Consider the following 24,373-nt stretch of genomic DNA (forward strand, 5'->3'; position numbering starts at 1 on the left):
ATTCCCGCACGGGACATGACTGCTCCAGACTCCTCCGGCGCCCCGCGCATACGTCAGCCCCGCAAGCTCGGCGCGGGGCGCCGGACGGAATCCCGCGGGTATCCCCCGCCCACCCACCCCTGCATTCTCTGCACAACCCTTCCGCCGGGTCAGGCGGCGAAGGAGATGGTTCACGTGTCCGCTACGCCCGTGCTGGCGTTGCGCGGGGTCTCCAAGCGATTCGGTGCCGTCCAGGCGCTCACCGACGTAGAGCTTGAGGTCCACGCCGGTGAAGTGGTCGCCCTGGTGGGCGACAACGGCGCCGGAAAGTCCACGCTGGTCAAGACGATCGCCGGCGTGCACCCCATCGATGAGGGCGTCATCGAATGGGAAGGCAAGGCCGTTTCGATCAACCGGCCGCACGACGCCCAGAGCCTGGGCATCGCGACGGTCTACCAGGACCTCGCGCTGTGCGACAACATCGACGTCGTCGGCAACCTCTACCTGGGCCGTGAGGTCCGCAAATGGGGCGTGCTCGACGAGGTCGAGATGGAGCGCCGCTCCCGCGAGCTGCTCCAGACCCTGTCGATCCGCATCCCCAGCGTGCGCATCCCGATCGCCTCGCTCTCCGGCGGTCAGCGCCAGACCGTGGCCATCGCCCGCTCCATGCTCGGCGAGCCCAAGCTGGTCATCCTCGACGAGCCCACCGCCGCCCTCGGTGTCGAGCAGACCGCCCAGGTCCTCGACCTGGTCGAGCGGCTGCGCGAGCGGGGCCACGCGGTCATCCTCATCAGCCACAACATGGCCGACGTCAAGGCCGTCGCCGACAAGGTCGCCGTGCTGCGCCTCGGCCGCAACAACGGCGTCTTCGAGGTCAAGACGACCTCGCAGGAGGAGATCATCTCCGCCATCACCGGCGCCACCGACAACGCCGTGACCCGCCGTGCGGCGCGCACGACCGGGGAGGTTTCCAAGTGAGCATCGACAAGACCTCCGCGACGGCGCAGGACCACGAGGTCGTCAACACCGAGGCCGCCGCGGCCGCGGTGACCGCGGTCGACCCGCGCCTGCTGGTGCAGGAGCAGGGCCTGGCCGGCTACATCGGCGAGTTCAAGCGCAAGATGAAGGCCGGTGAGCTGGGCTCCCTGCCGGTCATCCTCGGCCTGGTCGCCATCTGCGTCATCTTCCAGAGCCTGAACTCCGCCTTCCTGTCCGCGCAGAACATCAACGACATCACCGTCACGATGGTCGGCACGGGCATGATCTCCGTCGGCATCGTCTTCGTGCTGCTGCTCGGCGAGATCGACCTGTCCGTCGGCTCGGTCAGTGGCGCGTCCAGCGCCATCGCGGCCGTCCTCGCGGTCAACCAGGGCTGGCCCGAGTGGGCGGCCGTGCTCTTCGCCATCGCGGCGGGCGTCGTCATCGGCGCGGCGCACGGCTTCTTCTTCGCGGTGCTGGGCGCGCCGGCCTTCGCCGTCACGCTGGCCGGTCTGCTCTTCTGGCTCGGCTTCATGCTCCAGACGCTGGGCGAGAACGGCACGATCAACCTCGACAGCGACGGTCTGATCGGCAAGCTGACGACGTACTTCTTCACGGACGTCGCGGCCGCGTACGGGCTGGCGGCCGTGGTGACCGCGGTGTTCTTCATCACCTCGTTCCTGAGCAACCGCCGCCGTGACGCCGCGGGGATTCCGTCCCGGCCGCTGAGCGACACGATCCTGCGGACGGTGCTGCTGGGAGTGATCTCCTTCGCCGCGGCGATCATGTACAACCAGTACAAGGGCCTGCCGCTGGCCACGGTGATCTTCCTGGTCTTCCTGGTCGGCACGGACTTCGTGCTGCGGCGTACCTCGTACGGCCGAAAGATCTTCGCGCTCGGTGGCAGCGTCGAGGCGTCGCGTCGTGCGGGTATCAACGTCACCGCGGTGCGGATCTCCGTGTTCGCGATCTCGGGCGGGTTCGCGGCGATCGGTGGTCTGTTCCTGGCCTCGAAGATCGCGTCCGCCAACCAGAGCGCCGGCACGGGTGACCTGCTGATGAACGCCATCGCGGCGGCCGTCATCGGTGGTACGTCGCTGTTCGGCGGTCGTGGGCGTACGTGGAACGCGCTGCTCGGTGTGCTGGTGATCGTCTCGATCCAGTACGGGCTCCAGCTGGAGTCCATCGCCGAGCCGGTGAAGTACATGATCACCGCGGGTGTGTTGCTGACCACGGTGGTCATCGACTCCATCACCCGTAAGACGCAGAAGACCGCGGGTCGCGCATAGCGCGCAACGCCGTAGCGCCGTAGGGGCGTGGGTGAACTGGCGGGTGCCGGTCCGTTGTGGCCGGTCGCGCAGTTCCCCGCGCCCCTCGCGGCGTTGTAGTACGGGGCGTTGCTGGGTAGAGCCGAATGCGTGACCTATGAGGTGTGGGCCGGGAACCTTCCGTCTGAGCGGAACATTAGACTCGACAAGCCCGGCAACAGCTCGAACAGCTCTACTGCAAGGAGGCACGGGTGCCGCTGCTGACCCGCATCACGGGACCGCGCGATCTGGACCGGCTCAGCCCTGAGCAGCTGGACCAGCTGGCAGAGGAGATCCGGACCTTCCTCGTCGAAGCGGTGTCCAAGACCGGCGGCCACCTCGGCCCCAACCTCGGTGTGGTGGAGCTGACCATCGCCCTGCACCGGGTCTTCGACTCGCCCAAGGACAAGGTGCTCTGGGACACCGGCCACCAGTCCTACGTCCACAAGCTGCTCACCGGCCGCCAGGACTTCAGCAAGCTGAAGATGAAGGGCGGCCTGTCCGGCTACCCCTCGCAGGCCGAGTCCGAGCACGACGTCATCGAGAACTCGCACGCCTCGACCGTCCTCGGCTGGGCCGACGGCCTCGCCAAAGCCAACCAGCTGCGCAAACGCGACGACCATGTGGTCGCCGTCATCGGTGACGGCGCGCTGACCGGCGGTATGGCCTGGGAAGCGCTGAACAACATCGCCGAGGCCAAGGACCGCCCGCTCGTCATCGTCGTCAACGACAACGAGCGGTCGTACGCGCCGACGATCGGCGGTCTCGCGAACCACCTGGCGACGCTGCGCACGACCGACGGCTACGAGCGCTTCCTCACCCGCACCAAGGAGATCCTCGACCGCACGCCGGTCGTCGGCAAGCCGCTCTACGAGACCCTGCACGGCGCCAAGAAGGGGCTCAAGGACTTCATCGCGCCGCAGGGCATGTTCGAGGACCTCGGCCTGAAGTACGTCGGGCCGATCGACGGGCACGACATCGAGGCACTGGAGTCGGCCCTCGCGCGGGCCAAGCGGTTCGGCGGGCCGGTCATCGTGCACTGCCTCACCGAGAAGGGCCGCGGCTACCAGCCCGCCCTCCAGGACGAGGCCGACCGCTTCCACGGCATCGGCCCCATCCACCCCGACACCGGCCTGCCGATCAAGGCCTCGGGTGCCGACTGGACGTCCGTCTTCGGCGACGAGATGGTCAAGCTCGGCAAGGAGCGCGAGGACATCGTGGCGATCACCGCGGCGATGCTGCAGCCGGTCGGCCTGAAGAAGTTCGCGGACACCTTCCCGGACCGGATCTACGACGTCGGCATCGCCGAGCAGCACGCCGCCGTGTCGGCCGCGGGTCTGGCCACGGGCGGTGTGCACCCCGTCTTCGCCGTCTACGCCACCTTCCTCAACCGCGCCTTCGACCAGGTCCTCATGGACGTGGCGCTGCACAAGTGCGGTGTCACCTTCGTGCTCGACCGGGCCGGCGTCACCGGCACCGACGGCGCCTCCCACAACGGCATGTGGGACATGTCGATCCTCCAGGTCGTGCCCGGCCTGCGGCTCGCCGCCCCGCGCGACGCCGACCAGGTACGGGCGCAGTTGCGCGAGGCCGTCACGGTCAAGGACGCGCCGACCGTCGTCCGTTTCTCCAAGGGCGCCGTCGGCCCCGCCGTCCCCGCCGTCGGCCGCATCGGCGGCATGGACGTACTGCGCGAGCCCGGCACCGACACCCCCGACGTGCTGCTGGTCTCCGTGGGCGCCCTCGCCCCCATGTGCCTGGAGATCGCCGCCCTGCTCGACAAGCAGGGCATCACCACCACCGTCGTCGACCCGCGCTGGGTCAAGCCCGTCGACGAGGCCATGGCCCCGCTCGCCGAGCGGCACCGCGTGGTCGTCACCGTCGAGGACAACTCCCGCGTCGGCGGCGTCGGCTCGGCGATCGCGCAGGCCCTGCGGGACGCGGGCGTCGACGTCCCGCTGCGTGACTTCGGCATCCCGCCGCGCTTCCTCGACCACGCCTCCCGCGCCGAGGTGATGGCCGAGATCGGGCTCACCGCCCCCGACATCGCCCGCCAGGTGACCGGGCTGGTCTCCAAGCTGGACGGCCGCTTCGACCGTACGGCGGCCGAGGTCGACTCGGTCGAGCCCGCGCGCGACTGACACCTTCATGCGGCCGGATGGGCCGGTTTCTCCACCCGTGACGGTGGCGAAACCGGCCCATCTGTGTGAATCCGCCCGCGCCGGGGCATGCGTACCACGCCCCCTCTCGATCATGTCGAGGACGACAAGCGTGGGAGGTAAACCCGTGAGCAGCAGTCTCTTCCGGACGAAGAGAGTCGAGCAGTCCATCCTCGACACCGAGGAGCCAGAGCACGCGCTCAAGAAGTCCTTGTCCGCGCTGGATCTGACCGTCTTCGGTGTCGGCGTCATCATCGGCACCGGCATCTTCGTCCTGACCGGTACGGTCGCCAAGAACAACGCCGGACCCGCGGTGGCCCTGGCGTTCGTCGCGTCCGGCGTCGCCTGTGCGCTGGCCGCGCTCTGTTATGCCGAATTCGCCTCCACGGTCCCGGTCGCCGGGTCCGCCTACACGTTCTCGTACGCCTCCCTCGGCGAACTGCCCGCCTGGATCATCGGCTGGGACCTGGTCCTGGAGTTCGCGCTCGGCACGGCGGTGGTGGCCGTCGGCTGGTCCGGCTACATCCAGTCGCTCATGGACAACGCGGGCTGGGAGATGCCCGCGGCCCTGGGCAGCAGAGAGGGCGCCGACGCCTTCGGCTTCGACATCCTCGCCGCCGCGCTCGTCCTCGTCCTCACCTGCATCCTCGTGGTCGGCATGAAGCTGTCCGCGCGGATCACGTCCCTGGTCGTCGCCATCAAGGTGACCGTCGTCCTCGTCGTGATCATCGCGGGTGCGTTCCTCATCGACGGCGACAACTACGACCCCTTCATCCCGAAGCAGAAGGCCGTGGAGGCGGGGGAGAGTCTCCAGGCCCCCCTGATCCAGTTGATGTTCGGCTGGGCGCCGTCCAACTTCGGCGTGATGGGCATCTTCACCGCCGCCTCGGTCGTGTTCTTCGCCTTCATCGGCTTCGACGTCGTGGCCACCGCCGCCGAGGAGACCAAGAACCCGCAGCGCGACATGCCGCGCGGCATCCTCGGCTCCCTCCTCATCTGCACCACGCTGTACGTCGCCGTGTCGATCGTCGTCACGGGCATGCAGCACTACAGCAAGCTGTCCGTGGACGCCCCGCTCGCCGACGCCTTCAAGGCCACCGGGCATCCCTGGTACGCGGGCTTCATCAGCTTCGGCGCCGCCGTCGGCCTGACGACCGTGTGCATGATCCTGCTCCTCGGCCAGACGCGTGTCTTCTTCGCGATGAGCCGCGACGGACTACTGCCCCGCTTCTTCTCCCACGTCCACCCGCGGTTCAAGACCCCGCACCGGCCGACCATCCTGCTCGGCGTGATCATCGCGATCCTCGCCGGCTTCACCCCCCTGACCGAACTCGCCGCCCTGGTGAACATTGGCACCCTGTTCGCCTTCGTGGTCGTGGCCATCGGCGTGATCATCCTCCGCAGGACCCGCCCCGACCTGCACCGGGCCTTCCGCACCCCGTGGGTGCCGGTCATCCCGATCCTGTCGGTGTGCGCCTCGCTGTGGCTGATGATCAACCTCCCCGCCGAGACATGGGTGCGGTTCGCCATCTGGATGCTTGTCGGCTTCGTCGTGTACTTCCTCTACGGCCGCTCCCACAGCCGCCTCGGACGGCACGAGGAGACGACCGTCGGTGACGTCGTGACGCCGCCGAGAGGAGACACTCCGTAGTCGAAACCAGCGGGTGACGCGTGGTCAACCCGCTGCTCACCGGCCCTGTATGTCCCGCTACGGCAGGGACTGCGGGGCCGGATAGCGTTCACCCCATGCTCGCCGAGCTCCTCGCACCGCCACGCTCCGTGTCCGAACCACGCGCGGAACGCGGCTACTGGAGACGGCTGCTGCCCACCCTGACCCTGCTGGCCTGCGTCACCCGCATCCCCTCCTTCACCCGCCCGCTATGGAACCCCGACGAGGGCTATCTCGCCGTACAGGCACGGCTGCTCGCGCAGGGCGGAGAGCTGTACGACACGGTCGTCGACCGCAAGCCGCCGCTGGTGCCGTGGCTGTACCAGGCCGCGTTCGCGGTGGCCGGGTCCGAATCGCTCACGCCGGTGCGGGTCCTGGCGGTCGCGGCCCAGCTGCTCACCGCCGTGCTGCTCGCCTCGCTGGCCCGCCGCCGCTGGGGCGACACGGCGGGCGGGACGGCCGGAGTGCTGTATCTGCTGGTCTCGGTCGGGCTGAACCCGGAGGACGCCCAGGCCGCGACCTTCGAGGTGTTCATGCTGCCCTGCACGGCGGCGGCGATGTGGTGCGCGGACCGGCGCCGGTGGGGTGCGGCGGGCCTGGCGGTCGCGGGCGCCTTCCTCGCCAAACAGACCGGCGGGGCGGTGCTGGTGCCGGTGATGTGGCTGTGCGTGTCGGCCAGGGGGAGTCTTCTGGAGCAGGTCGGCTGCGGGAAACGGATCCTTGCGGCCGAGCCGAGCCGGGGGCGATGGGGGAGCGTGCAGCCGCAAGCGCGTGCCCGAGCCCGCGACGCCGGCATGATCCAGCAGGCACCCCCCAAGGAGGTCCGGGCCCAGGCACTGGCGCGGTTGGGCGCCGGGGTGGCGGTGCCGGTGCTGGGCGTGGCCGCGGTGACCGACCCGGCGGGGTTCCTGTTCTGGACGGTCACGGGATCGGGGGCGTACGCCTCCTTCACCGGCTCCGAGATCCACGTCCTCGCACGGGGTCTGACGAACGCGGTGATCCTGGCGGTGGCGTGCGCCGGACTGATCCCACCGGTGCTGCGCGTCCTGCGGCTGGCCCGCACGGGGGCCGCGGACCTGTGGCTGTGGGCGGCCGCGTCGGCCGGCGCGGTCATGCTCGGCTTCCACTTCTTCGGCCACTACTACCTCCAACTCCTGCCGCCCCTCACCCTGTTGGCGACGGCCGCGCTGCAGATCCTGCCGCGCGAGCGCATGACCCACGCGGTTCTGACCTCGGCCTGCTGCTGCGCCCTGTTCCTCACCTGGGGGCTGCTCGCGCCCCGACCCGAGCTCGACCACGCGACGAGGCTGGCGGACGAGGTGGCGATCCGGACCGGGCCGCGGGATCGGATCCTCGTCTGGGGCATACACCCCGAGACCTACTGGCTGGCCGACCGCAGACCCGCGAGCCGCTACCTGACGGCGGGGCTCCTCACCAACTACAGCGGCGGACGCGACGGCCCACAGGTCGGTGAGCGGTACGCGGTCGACGGGGCGTGGGCGGTCTTCGACCAGGAGATGACGGAGCGGGCGCCGGCGCTGGTCGTCGACGACTCACGGGGGAAGCCGTACGGACCTCAGAGGGTGCCCGGTCTGCGGCGGCTGCTGTCGGCGCGGTACGAGGAGGTGGGGGTGGTGGACGGGGCGGTGCTGTACGTATGGAACCGCACCTGGTCAGGGAGCCGTACCTGACCGACGTACGGCAGCCGCCCTCGCCCGGACCGCAGGCTGCGGCGGTACGCAATCCCTACGGATCGCTAGGGCCGTACCGTGCGCGGCCCCGCCACCTCCGCGCCCAACTCCGTCACCCTCCGGCGCAGTTCCCGGTCCGCGGTCACCACCAGACAGGGCCGCCCGTCCGCCCGCGCGACGAGCTCGACCATGTGATCGTCCCCGCTCCCGGCGGCGGACTCCACCCGCACGCCCGGCACGCTCTCCACTCCGCGAGCGGCCCCCTCCACCACGAGCACGATCTCGACCGGCCCCGCATGCCCCGGCACCCCGTCCGCCGCCAGCCGGTCCCGCAACCGCTCCGCGGCCCCGCGCCGATCCCGCCACCAGCCGTCGGGCACCGACCCGACGACATTCGCGGCGTCGACGATCACGAGCAGGGGGGCGTCCTCAGTCATGGGGCAAGGGTCGCACGGCTCACCCCGCGGCCTCGTTCTCCTCCTTGTCCTCCTCCTCGAAGCTGGCGAAGTACGCCGCCGCCATGTCCTCGTCCCCGTGCCCCTGGGCAGCCGCCCGCTCGAAGCGCTCCGCGCTCGCCGCGGCCACGTCCAGGCGTACGCCGTACCGCGCGCCCGCCTCCACGATGAGCCGGGCGTCCTTCGCCGCCGTGGTCACCGCGAACTGGGCCGGGGTGAGCCGATCGTTCAGCACCAGCCCGGTCTTGGCCCGCAGATACCCCATGTCGAGCGGGCCGCCGTCGATCACCTCGAAGAAGCGCTGCGGATCCACGTCCAGGGCCTTGGAGAGCGCCAGCACCTCACTGGCCGCGTTGGTCACCGCGAGCACCCAGCTGTTGGCGACCAGCTTCAGCCGGGTGGCCGTGCCGGCCCTGCCGTCCTCGCCGGTCCACACCGTACGGGCGCCGACGGCGTCGAACACCGGCGTCACCTCCTGCCGCCCCTCGACCGGCCCCGCCGCCAGCACGGTGAGCTGACCGGCCTCGGCGGGCTGGCGGGTGCCGAGCACGGGGGCGTCGTAGAAGACGAGGTCGTGTTCGCGGGCGAAGGCGGCCAGGTCGGCGATGGCCTCGATGCCGGCGGTCGTCGACTGCACCCAGGTGGCGCCGGAGCGCAGGGCGGGCGCCGCCGCACGCATGACGTCCAGGGCGGCGGGGCCGTCGTAGAGCATGGTCAGGACGACGTCGGCGCCCTGCACCGCCTCGGCGGGGGTGTCGGCGACGAACGCGCCGTCGGCGGAGAGGGGCTCGGCCTTGGCGCGGGTGCGGTTCCAGGCGCGGACGGTGTGTCCGGCCCTGGCGAGGTTGCGGGCCATCGCGGCGCCCATGATGCCGGTGCCCAGGACGCTCACGGTGAGCTTGTCGGTCATGACGTCGACTTCCTGTTCTCGTGCGGACGTTGCTGCTGGGGTCCAGCTTGCCCGGGGGCGGGGCGGGCCGGCGGCACGGCCCCGAATAGAGTGAACCGGTGAACGGCGACTGGCTCATCCGCGGCCGCGACGGCCGCCTCAGCGTCTATCTGCCGACCGACGACGGCGTCCTGTGCCGGGCGGAACTCGGGCCCGGCGGCCCCTGGGAACCCCCGCGCCGGGTCGGCGGCGACCAGAAGCTGCGCCCCGGTCCCGCGGTCGGGCAGGGCGCCGACGCCTACGCCCATCTCGCCGCGTGGCGTCCCACCAAGGCGGGCGAGGCGGGCCTCGTCCACTCCACGCACTTCCGCCCCCGCCTGGCCGCCCTGGACTGGATCCCCATCGGCCACCCGAACCAGGCCGGCGACGGCACCGGCACGCCCGCCGTCACGGTCGATGCGCAGGGGCGGGCCCATGTCTTCGTGCGCAACAGGGGCGGCGGCGTGAGCATGCGCGGTCAGAAGGAGGTGGGCGGCTGGGGCCCGTGGCGTGACCTCAAGGGACGTGAGGTCGACGACCGGCTCGCCGCCGTGACGGGGGAGTCCGGGCTGGTCGAGCTGTACGCGGCGGTCCCCGGCGCCATCCTGCACTGGCAGCAGGAGAAGCCGGGCAGCGTCCCCGTCCTGGAGGAGGCGATGGAGACCCCGGTCCGCCCGGGGACCCTGCACGCCCTGGCCACCTCCGCGGACCACACCACCCTGTTCTACGCGGACGACTCCGGCGACCTGTGCGCTTGGCGCCCCGGCGCCAAGCCGGTGACGCTGCTGGCGTCCGCCGGCCCCGGCCCGGTGTCCGCGATCCGCTGCGAACTCGACGGCCACGACTGCACGTTGCTCGCCCAGCGCTCGGCGAGCGGCCGCGTCGCCTTCGCCGCGTATCCGACGGAGCAGGAGTCGGCGGGGGCGTGGTGGACGGAGTCGGGGCCGCAGCTGCCGGTCGACGCGGTGGTGGCGCTGGCGGTGGACGAGGACGATCGGGTCGTCGCGGCCGCCCTGTCCCCGTCCACCGGCCAACTCCTCATCACCCGGCGCAAGGACGAGCCGGGGCTGGCGCTGGAGGCGTGGCGAGAGGTCTGAGGGGACGTAATTCGCAGAACTGTCCGGGGCCGCTGCGCGAGGATGACCGTCATGGACACGGAAAACCTGGTCGAGGTCTGGCGGCTGATCCTGACGCCCTCCGGGACTTCATGGGTGCTCTTCGAGCACGGCACGTGCGTGATGCTGAAGGAGCCCGCCGGGGACCTCGCGGAACAGGCCTCGGGGATCCTCGGCGAGTTCGGCCCGGTGCACGTCGGTTCCCCGGCCGGTGACTTCAACGTGCTCACCCTCAAGGACGACCTGGGCTGGCTCGTCACCGGCCATCATCCGGACGTCGTCACCTACGTCGCCCCCGACGAGCCCGTCGACCCGTCGCACCTGGCCGTCGGTATCCACGGCCGCAGCAAGCGGCATCAGGACGGGACGGAACTGCGCGTCCTGCATGTCGAGGACCGCCGCCCGGCCGACGGGTGAAACGCCGGTGCCCCGCACACCAAGTCGGCATGCGGGGCACCGGCGTTCACAGCAGAGCGCTACGCCGGGACGCTCGCCACGCCCGGCTCCAGGAACTTCTTGCCGTTCACGCGCTCGGAGACACCCTCGCGGTCCAGGTACGGCGTGATGCCGCCCAGGTGGAAGGGCCAGCCGGCGCCCGTGATCAGGCACAGGTCGACGTCCTGGGCCTCGGCGACGACGCCCTCGTCGAGCATCAGGCCGATCTCCTGCGCCACCGCGTCCAGGACACGGTCCCGCACCTGCTCCTCGGTCAGGACGGCATCGCCCTGCTGCAGCAGCGCGGCGACCTCGGGGTCCAGCTCCGGCTTGCCGGAGTCGTAGACGTAGAAGCCGCGCTTGCCCGCCTTGACGACGGCCGCGAGGTTCGGGGAGACCGTGAAGCGGTCCGGGAAGGCCCGGTTGAGGGTCTCCGAGACGTGCAGGCCGATCGCGGGACCGACCAGCTCCAGCAGCACCAGCGGCGACATCGGCAGACCGAGCGGCTCGACGGCCTTCTCGGCGACCTCGACCGGGGTGCCTTCGTCGATGACGTTCTGGATCTCGCCCATGAAGCGGGTGAGGATGCGGTTCACGACGAACGCCGGGGCGTCCTTCACCAGAACCGCGGTCTTCTTCAGCTTCTTGGCGACACCGAACGCGGTGGCCAGCGAGGCGTCGTCGGTCTGCTCACCGCGGACGATCTCAAGGAGCGGGAGGATCGCGACCGGGTTGAAGAAGTGGAAGCCGACGACCCGCTCGGGGTTCTTCAGCTTCGACGCCATCTCGGTGACCGACAGCGAGGAGGTGTTGGTGGCGAGGATCGCGTGCGCCGGGGCGACCGCCTCGACCTCCGCGAACACCTGCTGCTTGACGCCGATCTCCTCGAACACGGCCTCGATGATGAAGTCCGCGTCGGAGAAGCCTTCGGCCTTGTCCAGGACACCGGTGACCAGCGCCTTCAGGCGGTTGGCCTTGTCCTGGTTGATACGGCCCTTGCCGAGCAGCTTGTCGATCTCGGCGTGGACGTAGCCCACACCCTTGTCGACGCGCTCCTGGTCGATGTCGGTCAGCACGACCGGCACCTCGAGGCGGCGCAGGAAGAGCAGCGCGAGCTGGGAGGCCATCAGACCGGCGCCGACGACACCGACCTTGGTGACCGGGCGTGCGAGGGACTTGTCCGGCGCACCGGCCGGGCGCTTGCCGCGCTTCTGCACCAGGTTGAAGGCGTAGATGCCGGAGCGCAGTTCGCCACCCATGATCAGGTCGGCGAGGGCCTTGTCCTCGGCGTCGTAACCCTGCTGAAGGTCGCCGTTCTTGGCGGCGGCGATGATGTCCAGCGCACGGTAGGCGGCCGGAGCGGCCCCGTGCACCTTGCTGTCGGCGATGAAGCGGCCCTTGGCGACGGCCTGGTCCCAGGCCTCACCGCGGTCGATCACCGGGCGCTCGACCTCGACGTCGCCCTTCAACACCTGGGCGGTCCAGATCAGCGACTGCTCCAGGAAGTCGGCGCCCTCGAAGATGGCGTCGGCGATACCGAGGTCGAAGACCTGCTGGCCCTTGAGCTGCTTGTTCTGGTTGAGGCTGTTCTCGATGATCACCGAGACGGCCTTGTCGGCACCGATCAGGTTCGGCAGGATCGTGCAGCCGCCCCAGCCGGGGACCAGGCCGAGGAAGACCTCGGGCAGCGAGAAGGCCGGGAGCGCCTTGGAGACGGTCCGGTACTTGCAGTGCAGACCGACCTCGACGCCACCGCCCATCGCGGCACCGTTGTAGTACGCGAAGGTCGGGACCGCGATACCGGCGAGGCGCTTGAAGACCTCGTGGCCGCCCTTGCCGATGGCGAGCGCGTCCTTGTGCTCCTTGAGGAGCTCGACGCCCTTGAGGTCCGCGCCGACCGCGAAGATGAACGGCTTGCCGGTGATGCCGACGCCGACGATGTCGCCGGCCGCGGCCTCCGCCTCGACCTGGTCGATGGCGGTGTCGAGGTTCGCCAGCGACTGCGGGCCGAAGGTGGTCGGCTTGGTGTGGTCGAAGCCGTTGTCCAGCGTGATGAGGGCGAAGCGTCCGGCGCCGAACGGCAGGTCGAGGTGGCGTACGTGCGCCTGGGTGACGACCTCGTCCGGGAACAGCTCGGCCGCGCCCTTCAGGAGCTCAGCGGTGGTGCTCACTTGTTGCCTCCGGCGTCCTTGTGGTGCGGGTTCTCCCAGATCACCGTGGCGCCCATGCCGAAGCCGACGCACATGGTGGTGAGGCCGTAACGGACCTCCGGCTGCTCCTCGAACTGGCGGGCCAGCTGCGTCATCAGACGCACGCCGGAGGAGGCCAGCGGGTGACCGTAGGCGATGGCGCCGCCGTACTGGTTGACGCGCGCGTCGTCGTCGGCGATGCCGTAGTGCTCAAGGAAGGCGAGCACCTGGACGGCGAAGGCCTCGTTGATCTCGAAGAGGTTGATGTCCTCGATCGACAGGCCGGCCTTGGCGAGGGCCTTCTCCGTCGCCGGGATCGGGCCGTAGCCCATGACCTCCGGCTCGACGCCCGCGAAGGCGTAGGAGACGAGGCGCATCTTCACCGGGAGGTTGTTCTCGCGGGCGAAGTCCTCGGAGGCGATGATCGAGGCGGTGGCGCCGTCGTTCAGACCGGCCGCGTTACCGGCGGTGACCCGGCCGTGGACGCGGAAGGGGGTCTTGAGGCCGGCGAGGCTCTCCAGAGTGGTGCCCGGGCGCATCGGCTCGTCGGCCGTGACCAGGCCCCAGCCCGTCTCACCGGCCTCGGCGTTCGTCCGGCGTACGGAGATCGGCACCAGGTCCTGCTGGATCTTGCCGTTGGCGTAAGCCTTGGCGGCCTTCTCCTGCGAACGCACCGCGTACTCGTCGGCGCGCTGCTTGGTGATCGTCGGGTAGCGGTCGTGCAGGTTCTCGGCGGTCATGCCCATGAACAGCGCCGACTCGTCGACCAGCTTCTCGCTGACGAACCGCGGGTTCGGGTCCACGCCCTCGCCCATCGGGTGGCGGCCCATGTGCTCGACACCACCGGCGATGACGGCGTCGTAGGCGCCGAAGGCGATCGAACCGGCGACGGACGTCACGGCGGTCAGGGCGCCGGCGCACATACGGTCGATGGAGTAGCCGGGCACCGACTGCGGCAGACCGGCGAGGATGCCGGCCGTGCGGCCGAGGGTCAGGCCCTGGTCACCGATCTGGGTGGTCGCGGCGATGGCGACCTCGTCGATCTGCTTCGGGTCGAGGCCGGGGTTGCGGCGCAGCAGCTCCCGGATCGCCTTCACGACGAGGTCGTCGGCGCGGGTCTCGTGGTAGATGCCCTTCGGGCCCGCCTTGCCGAACGGGGTGCGGACGCCGTCGACGAAGACGACGTCCCTGACGGTACGAGGCACGATGGCTCTCCTCCAGAGGTGCGGGATCTGCACTGCTGCGCTGCGCAAGCGCTGAGCGCGCGCTCAGGCTCATGCTACTTGTGGGTAACGTAGCTGCACACCCCTGGCGGCGGGAGCGGCGAACGTCACACCGACGAAGGCGCTCTGGGCGGTGCCGTCGACCCCCGAGGGGTCAGTACCGGAGTGGGTACGGGGTGCGACCCGGGCCCGTCCCCCGTGATCACCCCGAACAGCGTCCGCGCCACCTCCGCCCCGAACCCGTGCACGTCATGACTCATCGCGGACAGCGTCGGATGCGTCAGCCGGCACAACTGCGAGTCGTCCCAGGCCAGCAGCGACACATCCTCCGGCACCCGCAGCCCCATCTCGGCCGCCACCGACAACCCCGCCACCGCCATGATGTCGTTGTCGTACACGATCGCCGTCGGCCGGTCCGGCGCCGACGCCGTGAGCAGCGACCTCGTCGCCCGCGCCCCCGCATCACCCGAGAAATCCGTCGCGACCTGCCACGCCCCGGCCAGCCCCAGCGCCCCCGCCGCCTCGTCGAACGCGGCCGTACGGATGGACGTGTGCCCGAGAGCCGCCGCCCCGCCCACCCGGGCGATCCGCCGATGGCCCAGTGCGGCCAGATACCGCACAGCCTCCGTCACGGCGGTGGCGTCATCGGTCCACACCGACGTCAGCCCGCCCGTCAGCGACGGGTGCCCGACCGCGACCACCGGCATCCCGAGGCGCTGCGCCGCCGCCACTCTCGGGTCGTCCGCGCGGAAGTCGACCAGGATCGACCCGCCGATCTGCCGCCCCCGCCACCATGACTCCTGGAGCCCGACCTCCTCGTCCAGATTCCGTACCAGCCTGAGCAGCAGCGAGCAGGAGTGCTCGGTCAGGACGCTCTCCACGCCCGAGATGAACTCCATGTAGAAGGGTTCGAGGCCGAGCAGCCGGGCCGGCCGGCAGATCGCGAGGCCCACCACGTCCACCCGCGACCCGGCCAGCGTCCGCGCCGTGAGGTTCGGTGCCCAGCCCAGCTCCCGCGCGGCCCGGAAGATCCGGTCCCGGGTCGCCTCCGAGAGCCCCGGCTTGTGGTTGAAGGCGAGGGACACGGCACCCTTGGACACGCCGGCGCGCGCGGCGACGTCCTTGATGGTGACGCGGGGGGTCGGTGTTGCCGTCATCGGCTGGGCTCCATGCAGTACAGGGCGGAGCGAGCGGCCGCCGCGTCGGGAGTCTCCCAGCCGCGCACCCCGATGGTCACCTCTTCGCCGGGCAGCAGCGTGACGAGCCCCCGGTCGGCCCGGGCGTCCGGATGCAGCCGATCGGCCTGGAGCAGCAGGTCCCGTACGAGGGTACGGGCCGTCACCACGACCCCGCCCGGCACGAGCGCGACGTCGAACTCCGGCCGGGGATAGGGCACTTCACGATCCGGCGCGGGGAAGTGCACGGCGCGCACACCGTCCGCGTCCGCCACGAGGAACTCCTTCGGCCCGACCGGCTCCAGCTCCCTGGGTACGCCGACCCGGGCCACCGCCCGCCCCTCGGCGCCGAACCCCACACTCGCCTCGCCGACCACCGCCCCGTCGACGGACATCCGCCGCAGCCGCACCGCCCCCGCCCAGCCCTTGGCCGCCTGATTGACGACGGCCACCTCCAGCCCCCGCTCCCGCTCCTGCTCCCGCGCTCGCAGCGTCAGCAGCCGATCCGCGTACAGCCGCCGCAGCTCGTGGTACAGCGGCTTCTCCCGCCCGTCCCCGTCGATCGCCGCCCAGGACGTCACGGGCCAGCAGTCGTTGAGCTGCCATACGACCGTGCCCGCGCACACCGGCCAGTGCGACCGCCAGTGCTCGATCCCGGCCGCCACCGCCCGCGCCTGGTTGACCTGCGTGAGGTAGTGCCAGCGGTCGAAGTCCCCCTCGGGGAAGGCGAAATGCCGCTCCAGCCCCCGCCGCAGCTTCCCGTTGCCGTCGTCCGCCTTCTGGTGGTGCAGCATGCCGGGGGAGTCCGGCGCGAGTTCCTCGCCCGGCAGCGCCCGCCGCAGCGTGGCGTACGCGGGCGGCGCCTGCCAGCCGAACTCGGCCACGAAACGCGGCACACTCAGCCGGTAGTCGGCGTAGTCCTCCCGGTTCCACACCTCCCAGGAGTGGTGCGTGCCGTGCGCCGGGTCGTTCGGATGCCGGTCCCACGACCCGGACCAGGGACTGCCCGCCGTATACGGCCGCGTCGGATCCAACTCGGCCACCACGCGCGGCAGTACGCCCAGGTAGTACCCCTCGCCCCAGGAGTCCCCGGCCAGCCGCGGCTCCCACTCCCAGTCCCGGAACCCCCACAGGTTCTCGTTGTTGCCGTTCCACAGCACGAGCGAGGGATGCGGCATCAGCCGTACGACGTTCTCCCGCGCCTCGGCCTCCACCTCCCCGCGCAGCGGCTGCTCCTCCGGATAGGCCGCGCACGCGAACGGGAAGTCCTGCCACACCAGCAGCCCCAGCTCGTCACAGGCGTCGTAGAAGTCCTCGCTCTCGTAGATCCCGCCGCCCCAGATCCGTACGAGGTCCACGCCCGCGTCGGCCGCCTGCCGCAGCCGCTCCCGGTACCGCTCGCGGGTGATCCGGGACGGGAACACGTCGTCCGGGATCCAGTTGACGCCCCGCGCGAAGAGCCGCTCGCCGTTGACGACGAGGGTGAATCCGGCGCCGTGCTCATCGGGCCGCCGGTCCAGCTCGACGGTCCGGAAGCCGATCCGCCGACGCCACACGTCCAGCGCGTCCTCGCCGTGCCGGAGCGTCAACTCGACGTCGTACAGTGGCTGTTCGCCGTATCCGCGCGGCCACCACAGCTCCACGTCCGGCAGCGTCAGTCGTACGACCCCACTCGTCCCGTCGATCTCCGCCCGCGCCCGCACCCCGCCGACCGTCGCCTCCACGGTGAGCGGCGCCTCGACCCGGGTCCGCTCCACGTCGACCGCCAACTCGATGTGCCCGGTGCCCTGTTCGACGGTCACCAGGGGCCGCACGCGGGCGATCCGGGCCGTCGACCACTGCTCCAGCCGCACCGGCCGCCAGATCCCGGCCGTCACCAGGGTCGGCCCCCAGTCCCAGCCGAAGGAGCAGGCCATCTTGCGGATGTACTGGTAGGGCTCGGGGTACGCGGCGGGCCGTTCGCCCAGCTTGCCGCGCACGGCCTCGGCCGCGGCGTAGGCGGAGGCGAAACGCACCGAGAGCCGCCCGCTCAGCCCCGTCACGTCGAAGCGGTACGAGCGGTGCATGTTCCGTACCCGGCCCAGGAGCTGCCCGTCGAGCAGGATCTCGGCGACGGTGTCGAGCCCGTCGAAGACGAGGTCGGTCTGTTCGTGCTGCTCGTGCTGTTCGTGCGCCGAGTGCGCCGGCGCCGCCGTCAGGTCGGTCTCATAGGTCCAGTCCCGCCGCCCCACCCACGCCACCTCGGCCTCGTCCCGCCCGAGAAAGGGATCCGGGATCACCCCCGCGGCCAGCAGATCGGTGTGCACGCAGCCGGGCACGGTGGCTGGCAGCGCGGCTGACTCGTGCCGCACGATCCATCCGTCGGTGAGCGGTGTGGCCTGAAGCATGCGCGCACTCCTAAACCGATCCATCCCAGTGCTGGGACACATTCTGGCATCGTTGGCGAGATACGGACTTTACCGGTTAAGAAAACGTTGTCAGAGTTCGGAACCAGCCAACCCGCTCGTGCTCGTCCGTCCCAAGAACGGAGCTGACGCACATGAACCGCCGTACAGTCCTCGCCATGGTCACGGGTGCCCTGCTGCTCTCGGCGTGCACCGGCACCGGAGGAAGCTCGAAGGGCGCCGAAGCCAAGGCAGCCGACGACCCGTCGAAGGTGAGCGGCACCATCACGGTGCTCACCCATCGGACCGACCTCGTGCAGGACGGGACGATGAAGAAGTACGCCGCCGAGTTCAACAAGACGTATCCCAAGGTGAAGGTCGAGTTCGACGGCCTCACCGACTACGAGGGCGAAGTCAAGATCCGTATGAACACGGAGAACTACGGCGACGTCCTCATGATCCCGGCCGTGATCGAGAAGAAGGACTACCCCAAGTTCTTCGCCTCGCTGGGCACCCAGGCCGAGCGGAGCAAGACGTACCGCTTCACCGACTACACGACCGTGGACGGCAAGGTCTACGGCCAGAGTCCGCTGGGCGCGGTCCCGGGCTTCATCTACAACAAGAAGGTCTGGAGCGAGGCCGGCATCACCGACTGGCCCACCACACCGGACGAGTTCCTCGACGACCTGAAGGCGATCAAGTCGAAGACCGACGCGATCCCGTACTACACCAACTTCAAGGACATGTGGCCGCTCACCCAGTGGACGCAGGTCAACGGCTCGGTCAGCTGCGACGACCAGGCCACCACCCAGCTCGCCGAGGGCGACCCGTGGGCCAAGGGCGCCGACGTGCGGACCGCCGACACGCTGCTGTACGACATCGTGCACTCGGGCCTCGTCGAGAAGGACCCGACGACCACCAACTGGGAGGCGTCCAAGCCCCGGATCGCGAAGGGCGAGATCGCCACGATGTGGCTCGGCTCCTGGGCGGTCATCCAGATGCAGGGCGCGGCCAAGGAGGCCGGCACCGACCCGGACGACATCGGGCTCATGCCCTTCCCCGCCCAGAAGAACGGCACGTTCTGCGCGGTGGCGCAGCCCGACTACAACCAGGCCGTCAACATCCACTCCGAGCACAAGGAGGCGGCCCGCGCCTGGCTCGACTGGTTCACCGACAAGTCCGGCTACGCGGCGGACAACCTCGCCCTGTCCCCGCTCAAGTCCGCCCCGCTGCCCGCGGTCATGAAGCCGTACGAGGAGGCGGGGGTCAAGATCCTCGACCTCGACGACGCCAAGGGCGCCGTGGTGAAGTCCATCGACAACCAGTCCGAGATCGGCATCTACAAGCCCGACTACCGCCAGGACCTCGTCGACCTCGCCCGCGGCGCCACGAAGGGCAGCCTGGACGACTTCCTGAACGGCCTCGGCGAGAAGTGGACCGAGACCCGGAAGTCCCTGGGGTCCTGATGACGGAGACGACGGAGAAGGCGGCCCTCAAGGCCACCGCGGGGGCGGCACCCACCGCCCCCGAACCGGCCCCCGCCCCGCGCACGGCACGCCTGTGGCGCGGGGCCACCCCCTGGCTTTTCCTGCTCGCCCCGCTGGCCCTGCTGATCGTCTTCACCTACGCGCCGATCGCCAACATGGTCGCGTACAGCTTCACCGACTGGGACGGCGTCAGCCCCGAGCTGCACTACACGGGCACCGAGAACTACGCCGAACTCTTCACCCGCTCCGACCTGTTCGAGGTCTTCTGGGTCAGCGGCTACTACCTGGCCGCGTCCGTCTTCCAGATAGTCGCCGCCCTCTACTTCGCCACGATCCTGAGCTTCAACGTCCGCTTCCGGAACTTCTTCAAGGGCGTGCTGTTCTTCCCGTACCTGATCAACGGGGTCGCGATCGGCTTCGTCTTCCTCTACTTCTTCCAGGACGGCGGCACCCTCGACTCCGTCCTCGGCCTGTTCGGCGTGGAGACGGACCGCGCCTGGCTCGGCACTCCGGAGTCGGCGAACACCTCCCTGGCCGCCGTCTCCGTCTGGCGCTACCTGGGCCTGAACTTCGTCCTCTTCCTCGGCGCGATCCAGTCGATCCCCGGCGAGCTGTACGAGGCGGCCGAACTGGACGGCGCGAACCGCTGGCACCAGTTCCGCTACATCATCGCGCCCGGCATCAAGCCGGTGCTGTCCCTCACCGTGATCCTCTCGATCTCGGGCTCCCTGTCGGTCTTCGAGATCCCGTACATCATGACCGGCGGCGCGACCGGCACCGAGACCTTCGTGATCCAGACCGTGAAGCTGGCCTTCCAGTTCAACAAGACGGGGCTCGCCTCGGCGGCCGCGGTCGTACTGCTGCTGATCGTGCTGGCGGTGTCCTGGGTGCAGCGGCGCCTCGTCCCCGACGACAAGGTGGACCTCGCATGAACCGCCGCGCAGTGGCCCGCACGCTGGTGTACCTGTCCTTGATCGCCGCGACGGTGGTGGTCCTGCTCCCGCTGGCGGCCGTAGTCCTGACGTCCCTCAAATCCGAGTCGGAAATGGCGAACGACAGCGGAGCCCTCGCCCTCCCCGACGACCTGCTGAACCTCCACAACTACGCGACGGCGTTCGAGGACGGCCGGATGCTCTCGGCCTTCGCCAACACGGCGATCATCCTGCTCTTCGCCATCGGCGGCACGGTCCTCATCGGCTCGATGACGGCGTACGCCATCGACCGCTTCACGTTCCGCTTCAAGAAGCTGGTCGTGGCCCTGTTCCTGGTCGCCGCCCTGGTCCCCGGCGTCACGACCCAGGTGGCGACCTTCCAGATCGTCAACAGCTTCGGCATGTTCGACAGCCTCTGGGCGCCCATCGCCCTCTACATGGGCACGGACATCGTCTCGATCTACATCTTCCTGCAGTTCGTCCGCTCCATCCCGACCTCGCTGGACGAGGCGGCCCGCCTGGACGGCGCCAACGCCTTCACGATCTACCGCAAGATCATCTTCCCGCTGCTGAAGCCGGCGATAGCGACGGTGGTGATCGTCAAGGGCATCACCACCTACAACGACTTCTACATTCCGTTCCTCTACATGCCGTCGGAAGACCTTGGCGTGATCTCGACGTCCCTGTTCCGCTTCAAGGGCCCGTTCGGCGCCCACTGGGAAACGATCTCGGCAGGAGCGGTATTGGTGATCCTGCCGACGTTGATCGTCTTCCTGCTGCTGCAGAGGTTCATCTACAACGGCTTCATGAAGGGCGCGACCAGGTGAGGTGCCCCAAAGGGGCGCGGGGATACGGTGACTAGGCGGACAAGGCAGCAACCAACACCGGCGTGACCTGCTCTACCTGCCACGCCCGAGCTCCATAACCAGCCAACGCCTCCGCAACCGACTCGGCGTCAACCACCTTCGGCGGCTCCCAGCAAACCCGCCGCACGGTATCCGGAGTGATCAAGTTCTCCTGAGGCATGTTGAGCTGCTCGGCCAGCGCCGACACCGCGGCCCGAGCCGCAGAAAGCCGGGCCGCGGCGACCGGATCCTTGTCGGCCCAAGCCCGCGGCGGCGGAGGCCCGGTCACCGGCTGCCCAGGCGCCGGCAACTGAGAGTCGTTCAAAGCCTTCGCGCGATCCACCGCGGCCTGCCACTGCTCCAGCTGCCGCCGCCCCATCCGCTGCCCGAATCCGTTCAGCGCGGCGAGGGCGTGCACGTTGCCCGGCAGGGCGAGCGCCGCCTCGACAATGGCCGCGTCTCCGAGCACCTTGCCCGGAGACACATCCCGCCGCTGAGCGATACGGTCCCGCGTCTGCCACAGCTCCCGCACCACGGCCAGCTGCCGACGCCGCCGCACCTTGTGCATCCCGGACGTACGCCGCCACGGATCCTTACGCGGCTCAGCAGGCGGCGCGGCCGCAATCGCGTCGAACTCCTGCAGCGCCCACTCCAGCTTCCCCTGCCGGTCCAGCTCCTTCTCCAGCGCGTCGCGCAGATCGACGAGGAGCTCGACGTCGAGCGTCGCGTACCGCAGCCACGGCTCGGGCAGGGGCCGGGTCGACCAGTCGACGGCCGAGTGTCCCTTCTCCAGCACGAACCCGAGCACGCCCTCGACCATCGCGCCGAGGCCGACCCGAGGGAATCCGGCGAGCCGCCCGGCGAGCTCGGTGTCGAACAGCCGACTCGGCACCATGCCTATTTCGCGCAGACAGGGCAGATCCTGGGTGGCCGCGTGCAGCACCCACTCCACACCGGAGAGCGCCTCACCGAGCCCGGACAAATCGGGGCAGGCCACGGGGTCGATCAGGGCGGACCCCGCCCCTTCGCGGCGCAACTGCACCAGATAGGCGCGCTGGCCGTATCGGTAGCCGGACGCACGTTCGGCGTCGACGGCGACGGGGCCGGAACCCGCGGCGAAGGCGGCGATCACCTCGGCGAGCGCGGCCTCGTCGGCGATCACGGGTGGAATGCCCTCGCGGGGCTCCAGCAAAGGGATCGGCGCCTCCGTAACAGAAGATCCGCCGTCGTCCGGAGGGGCGCCTCCGGTGGTTCGCAGTGAACTGTCTGCTGCGGTGTCTTGGGCGTCGGTCACATGTCAAGGGTATCTGTAAGGGCGAGCGTCTGACCTGCGCGTTCTGGACACGTTGGCGCTGACCTGCGGAAACACGTCTCGCCGTTTCTCACGGCTTACCGATGCTTCTCGGCCACGTCTGCCCTCGATGTGCCCGGCAGATCGCCGGAATCCTCCGAAAGCAGCCCATCACAACCCCGAAGACGCCGCCGCCTGCGCGCGGGTCGGCGGGTCTCCGGCGCGTACGAACGCCATGCGCTCGTGACCATTGGTGTGTTCCCGGCGTCAGGCCGGCCTCTGATCCTCCGAGGCGGTCGCCGGGCGGAGGGTGGAGATGAAGGTCTGGAAGTCCTGGAGGACGTCCTGGAGCTGACTCGTCCTGGCCGTCAGCGCGATCTCGATCTCGGCGCGTTCACTGCGCCGCTGCTCGTTCTCCAGCACCAGGATGAACTGGCTCTGCGCGAGTTCCATCGGCTGCCCGTTGACGGTGGCCTGGATGCGCAGGTTCTGCACGATCCCGGGGGCGTCGATGAGGCCCGGCGCAGGCGAGGTGCCCACCTCGGTGCGCTTGACGATGTCGACGGCGCCGACGTTCTCGCGCAGCCGCCGCACCGACTCCTCGGCGAGGCCGTGCAGGCTCGACGAGCCTTCGAGGGTGTGGCCGGTGACCGTGATGTTCGGCATGAAGCCCTGGCCCTTGGAGGCCATGTGCAGGGCGACGAAGGCGGCGTGCGGGGCACCGACCTCGTCCGGGGGCGCCGACTGCCAGCCTTGCGGGAGCTCGAATTCGAGCGGCACCGGAAGTGTGCCCGGCATGGTGGATCAACTCCTTGCGGTACGGGTTCCGACGGTACGGGAAGCGACGGGGAGAGGGGACGGGAGGGGGACGGGAAGGGGCGGCGGGGAGGCTCGGGCGGGCCCGGGCGGGGCCGCCCCGTGGCGGTCAGTCGAACCAGTCCCCGATCGCGTCGACCGCGTCGCCGGCCGCGTCGGTGACCTTGCCCGGGTCGATCTCGATCTGGCCGCCGAGCTTGCCACCGACACCGAGGGCCACGCCGACGTCGCCGCCGATGACGAACTTGCCATCCTTCATGCCGGCGTCGAAGTGGGCCTCGGCACCGGCGCCGGCCCACGCCTCCGCCGTGCCACCGACGCCGACACCGGCAACGGAGGCATGCCCCTCCGCGGTGGCCTTGGCGCCGGCGAAGGCCTCGCCGCCGACGTGGACGCCATCCGTGCCGATGGAGCCCTTGACGCCGGCCTCGGCGCCCACGTACGCCTCGCCCTTGCCGGAGGCCTCGAAATAACCGACCCCGTACTTGCCCTCGGCGGTGGCCTGGGCGAGGTAGGCCTTGCCGGATGCCTGTGCGGTGGCGTTCCCGTCCACGAGACCCACACCGGCGGAGGCGTCGACACCGAGGAGGTTGACGCCGGCCTTGCCGGAGACCTCGCCGCCCGCGAACTCACCGCGGCCCTTGGCCTCGGCGCCCCACACCTTGGCGTCGGCGGTGACGGACGGGCCGGCCACGGTGATGCCGGGGCCCTTGCCCTCGCGCAGGGCCTCCCTCTCCGCCTGCGTCATGTTCTTGTGGTCACCCCAGGCCCCCTTGGGCTTTGTCTCGGGTGCCCGTTCCAGCTCAGTGCGCTTGACCTTCTTGGACGTCGCACCTGTGTCGTCCTGCGTTGCTTCGGAGGCCCAGAAGAGCCAGTCGGGCGCGTTGTCGCCCTCACCGCCCTGCGCCTTGAACTTCGCGGCCGCCGCGTCGCCCTCCGCCTCGACATGGGCGCGCGCCGACTCCAGCAGCTGCTCGCCGCCGCTCTCGTCGCCCCCGTCGTACAGCCGGATGGCCTCTTCCGCCTGCCCCTGGGCCCACTCGAGGGCCCTGGCGTAGTCCCGCAGCGCCCCGGCGGCCGCGCCCAGCGCGTCCGAGCCGCGGTACCACTTCTGCTTCTGGCCCGAGAAGTCCTCCCAGAAGGCATCGCTGGCCTGTCCGTGCCAGCTGGGAATCCGGACGGAGCCGAGCTCGTCCCCGATGCCGTCGAGGGTCTTCGCATGACCGTCGAGCTTGTCCGCGTCGCCTGTGAGCTTCGACGGGTTTCCCGGGATGAGTGCGCGTGGGTCCCGAGTGGAGCCAAGTTGTGCCATTGC

At 70.1% G+C, this 24,373-nt stretch carries 19 protein-coding genes; 10 read left to right on the forward strand and 9 right to left on the reverse strand.

Annotation, left to right across the window (positions count from 1 at the left end; translation table 11 throughout):
• Positions 1–165 precede the first annotated feature (165 nt).
• The 5 genes from PBV52_RS37175 (at position 166) to PBV52_RS37195 (ending at position 7,783) form a co-directional block, all read left to right on the forward strand.
• Positions 166–957: an ATP-binding cassette domain-containing protein gene (locus PBV52_RS37175; RefSeq protein WP_164904870.1), complete on the forward strand. Its 792-nt coding sequence runs from the start codon at positions 166–168 to the stop codon at positions 955–957.
• On the forward strand, positions 954–2,246 hold the full coding sequence (locus tag PBV52_RS37180) for a sugar ABC transporter permease (RefSeq protein WP_274244655.1): 1,293 nt from the start codon (positions 954–956) through the stop codon (positions 2,244–2,246). The genes PBV52_RS37175 and PBV52_RS37180 overlap by 4 nt, the downstream gene beginning before the upstream one ends.
• Before the next feature lie 230 nt (positions 2,247–2,476).
• Positions 2,477–4,405 carry a 1-deoxy-D-xylulose-5-phosphate synthase gene (gene dxs / locus PBV52_RS37185; protein ID WP_274244657.1) on the forward strand — a complete coding sequence of 643 codons (1,929 nt, stop codon included), beginning with the start codon at positions 2,477–2,479 and terminating at the stop codon, positions 4,403–4,405.
• A 145-nt stretch (positions 4,406–4,550) separates the two neighbouring features.
• Positions 4,551–6,074: an amino acid permease gene (locus PBV52_RS37190; protein ID WP_274244659.1), complete on the forward strand. Its 1,524-nt coding sequence runs from the start codon at positions 4,551–4,553 to the stop codon at positions 6,072–6,074.
• Positions 6,075–6,169: 95 nt separating this feature from the next.
• A complete protein-coding gene (locus tag PBV52_RS37195; RefSeq protein ID WP_274244660.1) occupies positions 6,170–7,783 on the forward strand; it encodes a glycosyltransferase family 39 protein in 1,614 nt (537 codons plus the stop codon).
• 65 nt (positions 7,784–7,848) lie between these two features.
• Here the strand turns inward: PBV52_RS37195 and PBV52_RS37200 are convergent, their stop codons facing one another.
• Complete coding sequence (locus tag PBV52_RS37200; protein WP_274244662.1) at positions 7,849–8,220, reverse strand: NTP pyrophosphohydrolase; 372 nt, start codon at positions 8,218–8,220, stop codon at positions 7,849–7,851.
• A gap of 19 nt (positions 8,221–8,239) precedes the next feature.
• The gene (locus tag PBV52_RS37205) at positions 8,240–9,148 is read right to left on the reverse strand and encodes an NAD(P)-dependent oxidoreductase (RefSeq protein ID WP_274244664.1); all 909 of its coding nucleotides are present in this window, start codon (positions 9,146–9,148) and stop codon (positions 8,240–8,242) included.
• A gap of 98 nt (positions 9,149–9,246) precedes the next feature.
• On the opposite strand from PBV52_RS37205, the gene PBV52_RS37210 reads away from it, so the two are divergent.
• Positions 9,247–10,263: a hypothetical protein gene (locus PBV52_RS37210; protein ID WP_274244665.1), complete on the forward strand. Its 1,017-nt coding sequence runs from the start codon at positions 9,247–9,249 to the stop codon at positions 10,261–10,263.
• 51 nt (positions 10,264–10,314) lie between these two features.
• On the forward strand, positions 10,315–10,698 hold the full coding sequence (locus PBV52_RS37215) for a hypothetical protein (protein WP_274244667.1): 384 nt from the start codon (positions 10,315–10,317) through the stop codon (positions 10,696–10,698).
• Between the two features lie 59 nt (positions 10,699–10,757).
• On the opposite strand, the gene PBV52_RS37220 is transcribed toward PBV52_RS37215, so the two are convergent.
• The 4 genes from PBV52_RS37220 to PBV52_RS37235 form a co-directional block, all read right to left on the reverse strand.
• A complete protein-coding gene (locus PBV52_RS37220; protein ID WP_274244669.1) occupies positions 10,758–12,887 on the reverse strand; it encodes a 3-hydroxyacyl-CoA dehydrogenase NAD-binding domain-containing protein in 2,130 nt (709 codons plus the stop codon).
• The gene (locus PBV52_RS37225; RefSeq protein ID WP_128431041.1) at positions 12,884–14,110 is read right to left on the reverse strand and encodes an acetyl-CoA C-acyltransferase; all 1,227 of its coding nucleotides are present in this window, start codon (positions 14,108–14,110) and stop codon (positions 12,884–12,886) included. Before PBV52_RS37225 ends, PBV52_RS37220 begins: the two co-directional genes overlap by 4 nt.
• A gap of 125 nt (positions 14,111–14,235) precedes the next feature.
• Entirely contained in the window at positions 14,236–15,285 is a 1,050-nt protein-coding gene (locus tag PBV52_RS37230) for a LacI family DNA-binding transcriptional regulator (protein ID WP_274244672.1), read from the reverse strand.
• Positions 15,282–17,690 carry a glycoside hydrolase family 2 protein gene (locus PBV52_RS37235; RefSeq protein ID WP_274244674.1) on the reverse strand — a complete coding sequence of 803 codons (2,409 nt, stop codon included), beginning with the start codon at positions 17,688–17,690 and terminating at the stop codon, positions 15,282–15,284. The genes PBV52_RS37230 and PBV52_RS37235 overlap by 4 nt, the downstream gene beginning before the upstream one ends.
• Positions 17,691–17,842: 152 nt before the next feature.
• On the opposite strand from PBV52_RS37235, the gene PBV52_RS37240 reads away from it, so the two are divergent.
• The 3 genes from PBV52_RS37240 to PBV52_RS37250 are packed head-to-tail and all read left to right on the forward strand — an operon-like array spanning position 17,843 to position 20,933.
• Positions 17,843–19,153 carry an ABC transporter substrate-binding protein gene (locus PBV52_RS37240; protein WP_274244676.1) on the forward strand — a complete coding sequence of 437 codons (1,311 nt, stop codon included), beginning with the start codon at positions 17,843–17,845 and terminating at the stop codon, positions 19,151–19,153.
• Positions 19,153–20,106, forward strand: coding sequence for a carbohydrate ABC transporter permease (locus tag PBV52_RS37245; protein WP_274244677.1), 954 nt, complete (start codon positions 19,153–19,155; stop codon positions 20,104–20,106). The genes PBV52_RS37240 and PBV52_RS37245 overlap by 1 nt, the downstream gene beginning before the upstream one ends.
• The gene (locus tag PBV52_RS37250) at positions 20,103–20,933 is read left to right on the forward strand and encodes a carbohydrate ABC transporter permease (protein ID WP_274244680.1); all 831 of its coding nucleotides are present in this window, start codon (positions 20,103–20,105) and stop codon (positions 20,931–20,933) included. Before PBV52_RS37245 ends, PBV52_RS37250 begins: the two co-directional genes overlap by 4 nt.
• A gap of 31 nt (positions 20,934–20,964) precedes the next feature.
• Here PBV52_RS37250 and PBV52_RS37255 read toward each other — a convergent pair whose 3' ends face one another.
• From PBV52_RS37255 to PBV52_RS37265, 3 genes are all read right to left on the reverse strand, one after another.
• Positions 20,965–22,245: a ribonuclease D gene (locus PBV52_RS37255; protein ID WP_274244682.1), complete on the reverse strand. Its 1,281-nt coding sequence runs from the start codon at positions 22,243–22,245 to the stop codon at positions 20,965–20,967.
• A gap of 264 nt (positions 22,246–22,509) precedes the next feature.
• A complete protein-coding gene (locus PBV52_RS37260; RefSeq protein ID WP_274244683.1) occupies positions 22,510–23,040 on the reverse strand; it encodes a hypothetical protein in 531 nt (176 codons plus the stop codon).
• Between the two features lie 127 nt (positions 23,041–23,167).
• Complete coding sequence (locus PBV52_RS37265; protein ID WP_274244685.1) at positions 23,168–24,370, reverse strand: putative T7SS-secreted protein; 1,203 nt, start codon at positions 24,368–24,370, stop codon at positions 23,168–23,170.
• Positions 24,371–24,373 lie beyond the last annotated feature (3 nt).

The organism is Streptomyces sp. T12 (genome assembly GCF_028736035.1).
GTDB lineage: Bacteria > Actinomycetota > Actinomycetes > Streptomycetales > Streptomycetaceae > Streptomyces.

What these genes read in the sequence shown, in the direction of transcription:
- PBV52_RS37250 (WP_274244680.1), top strand. Translation starts at nt 20,103, where the DNA reads ATGAACCGCCGCGCAGTGGCCCGCACGCTGGTGTACCTGTCCTTGATC.
- PBV52_RS37230 (WP_274244672.1), bottom strand. Translation starts at nt 15,285, where the DNA reads ATGACGGCAACACCGACCCCCCGCGTCACCATCAAGGACGTCGCCGCG.
- PBV52_RS37265 (WP_274244685.1), bottom strand. Translation starts at nt 24,370, where the DNA reads ATGGCACAACTTGGCTCCACTCGGGACCCACGCGCACTCATCCCGGGA.
- PBV52_RS37260 (WP_274244683.1), bottom strand. Translation starts at nt 23,040, where the DNA reads ATGCCGGGCACACTTCCGGTGCCGCTCGAATTCGAGCTCCCGCAAGGC.
- PBV52_RS37235 (WP_274244674.1), bottom strand. Translation starts at nt 17,690, where the DNA reads ATGCTTCAGGCCACACCGCTCACCGACGGATGGATCGTGCGGCACGAG.
- PBV52_RS37245 (WP_274244677.1), top strand. Translation starts at nt 19,153, where the DNA reads ATGACGGAGACGACGGAGAAGGCGGCCCTCAAGGCCACCGCGGGGGCG.
- PBV52_RS37175 (WP_164904870.1), top strand. Translation starts at nt 166, where the DNA reads ATGGTTCACGTGTCCGCTACGCCCGTGCTGGCGTTGCGCGGGGTCTCC.
- PBV52_RS37200 (WP_274244662.1), bottom strand. Translation starts at nt 8,220, where the DNA reads ATGACTGAGGACGCCCCCCTGCTCGTGATCGTCGACGCCGCGAATGTC.
- PBV52_RS37205 (WP_274244664.1), bottom strand. Translation starts at nt 9,148, where the DNA reads ATGACCGACAAGCTCACCGTGAGCGTCCTGGGCACCGGCATCATGGGC.
- PBV52_RS37240 (WP_274244676.1), top strand. Translation starts at nt 17,843, where the DNA reads ATGAACCGCCGTACAGTCCTCGCCATGGTCACGGGTGCCCTGCTGCTC.
- PBV52_RS37215 (WP_274244667.1), top strand. Translation starts at nt 10,315, where the DNA reads ATGGACACGGAAAACCTGGTCGAGGTCTGGCGGCTGATCCTGACGCCC.
- PBV52_RS37195 (WP_274244660.1), top strand. Translation starts at nt 6,170, where the DNA reads ATGCTCGCCGAGCTCCTCGCACCGCCACGCTCCGTGTCCGAACCACGC.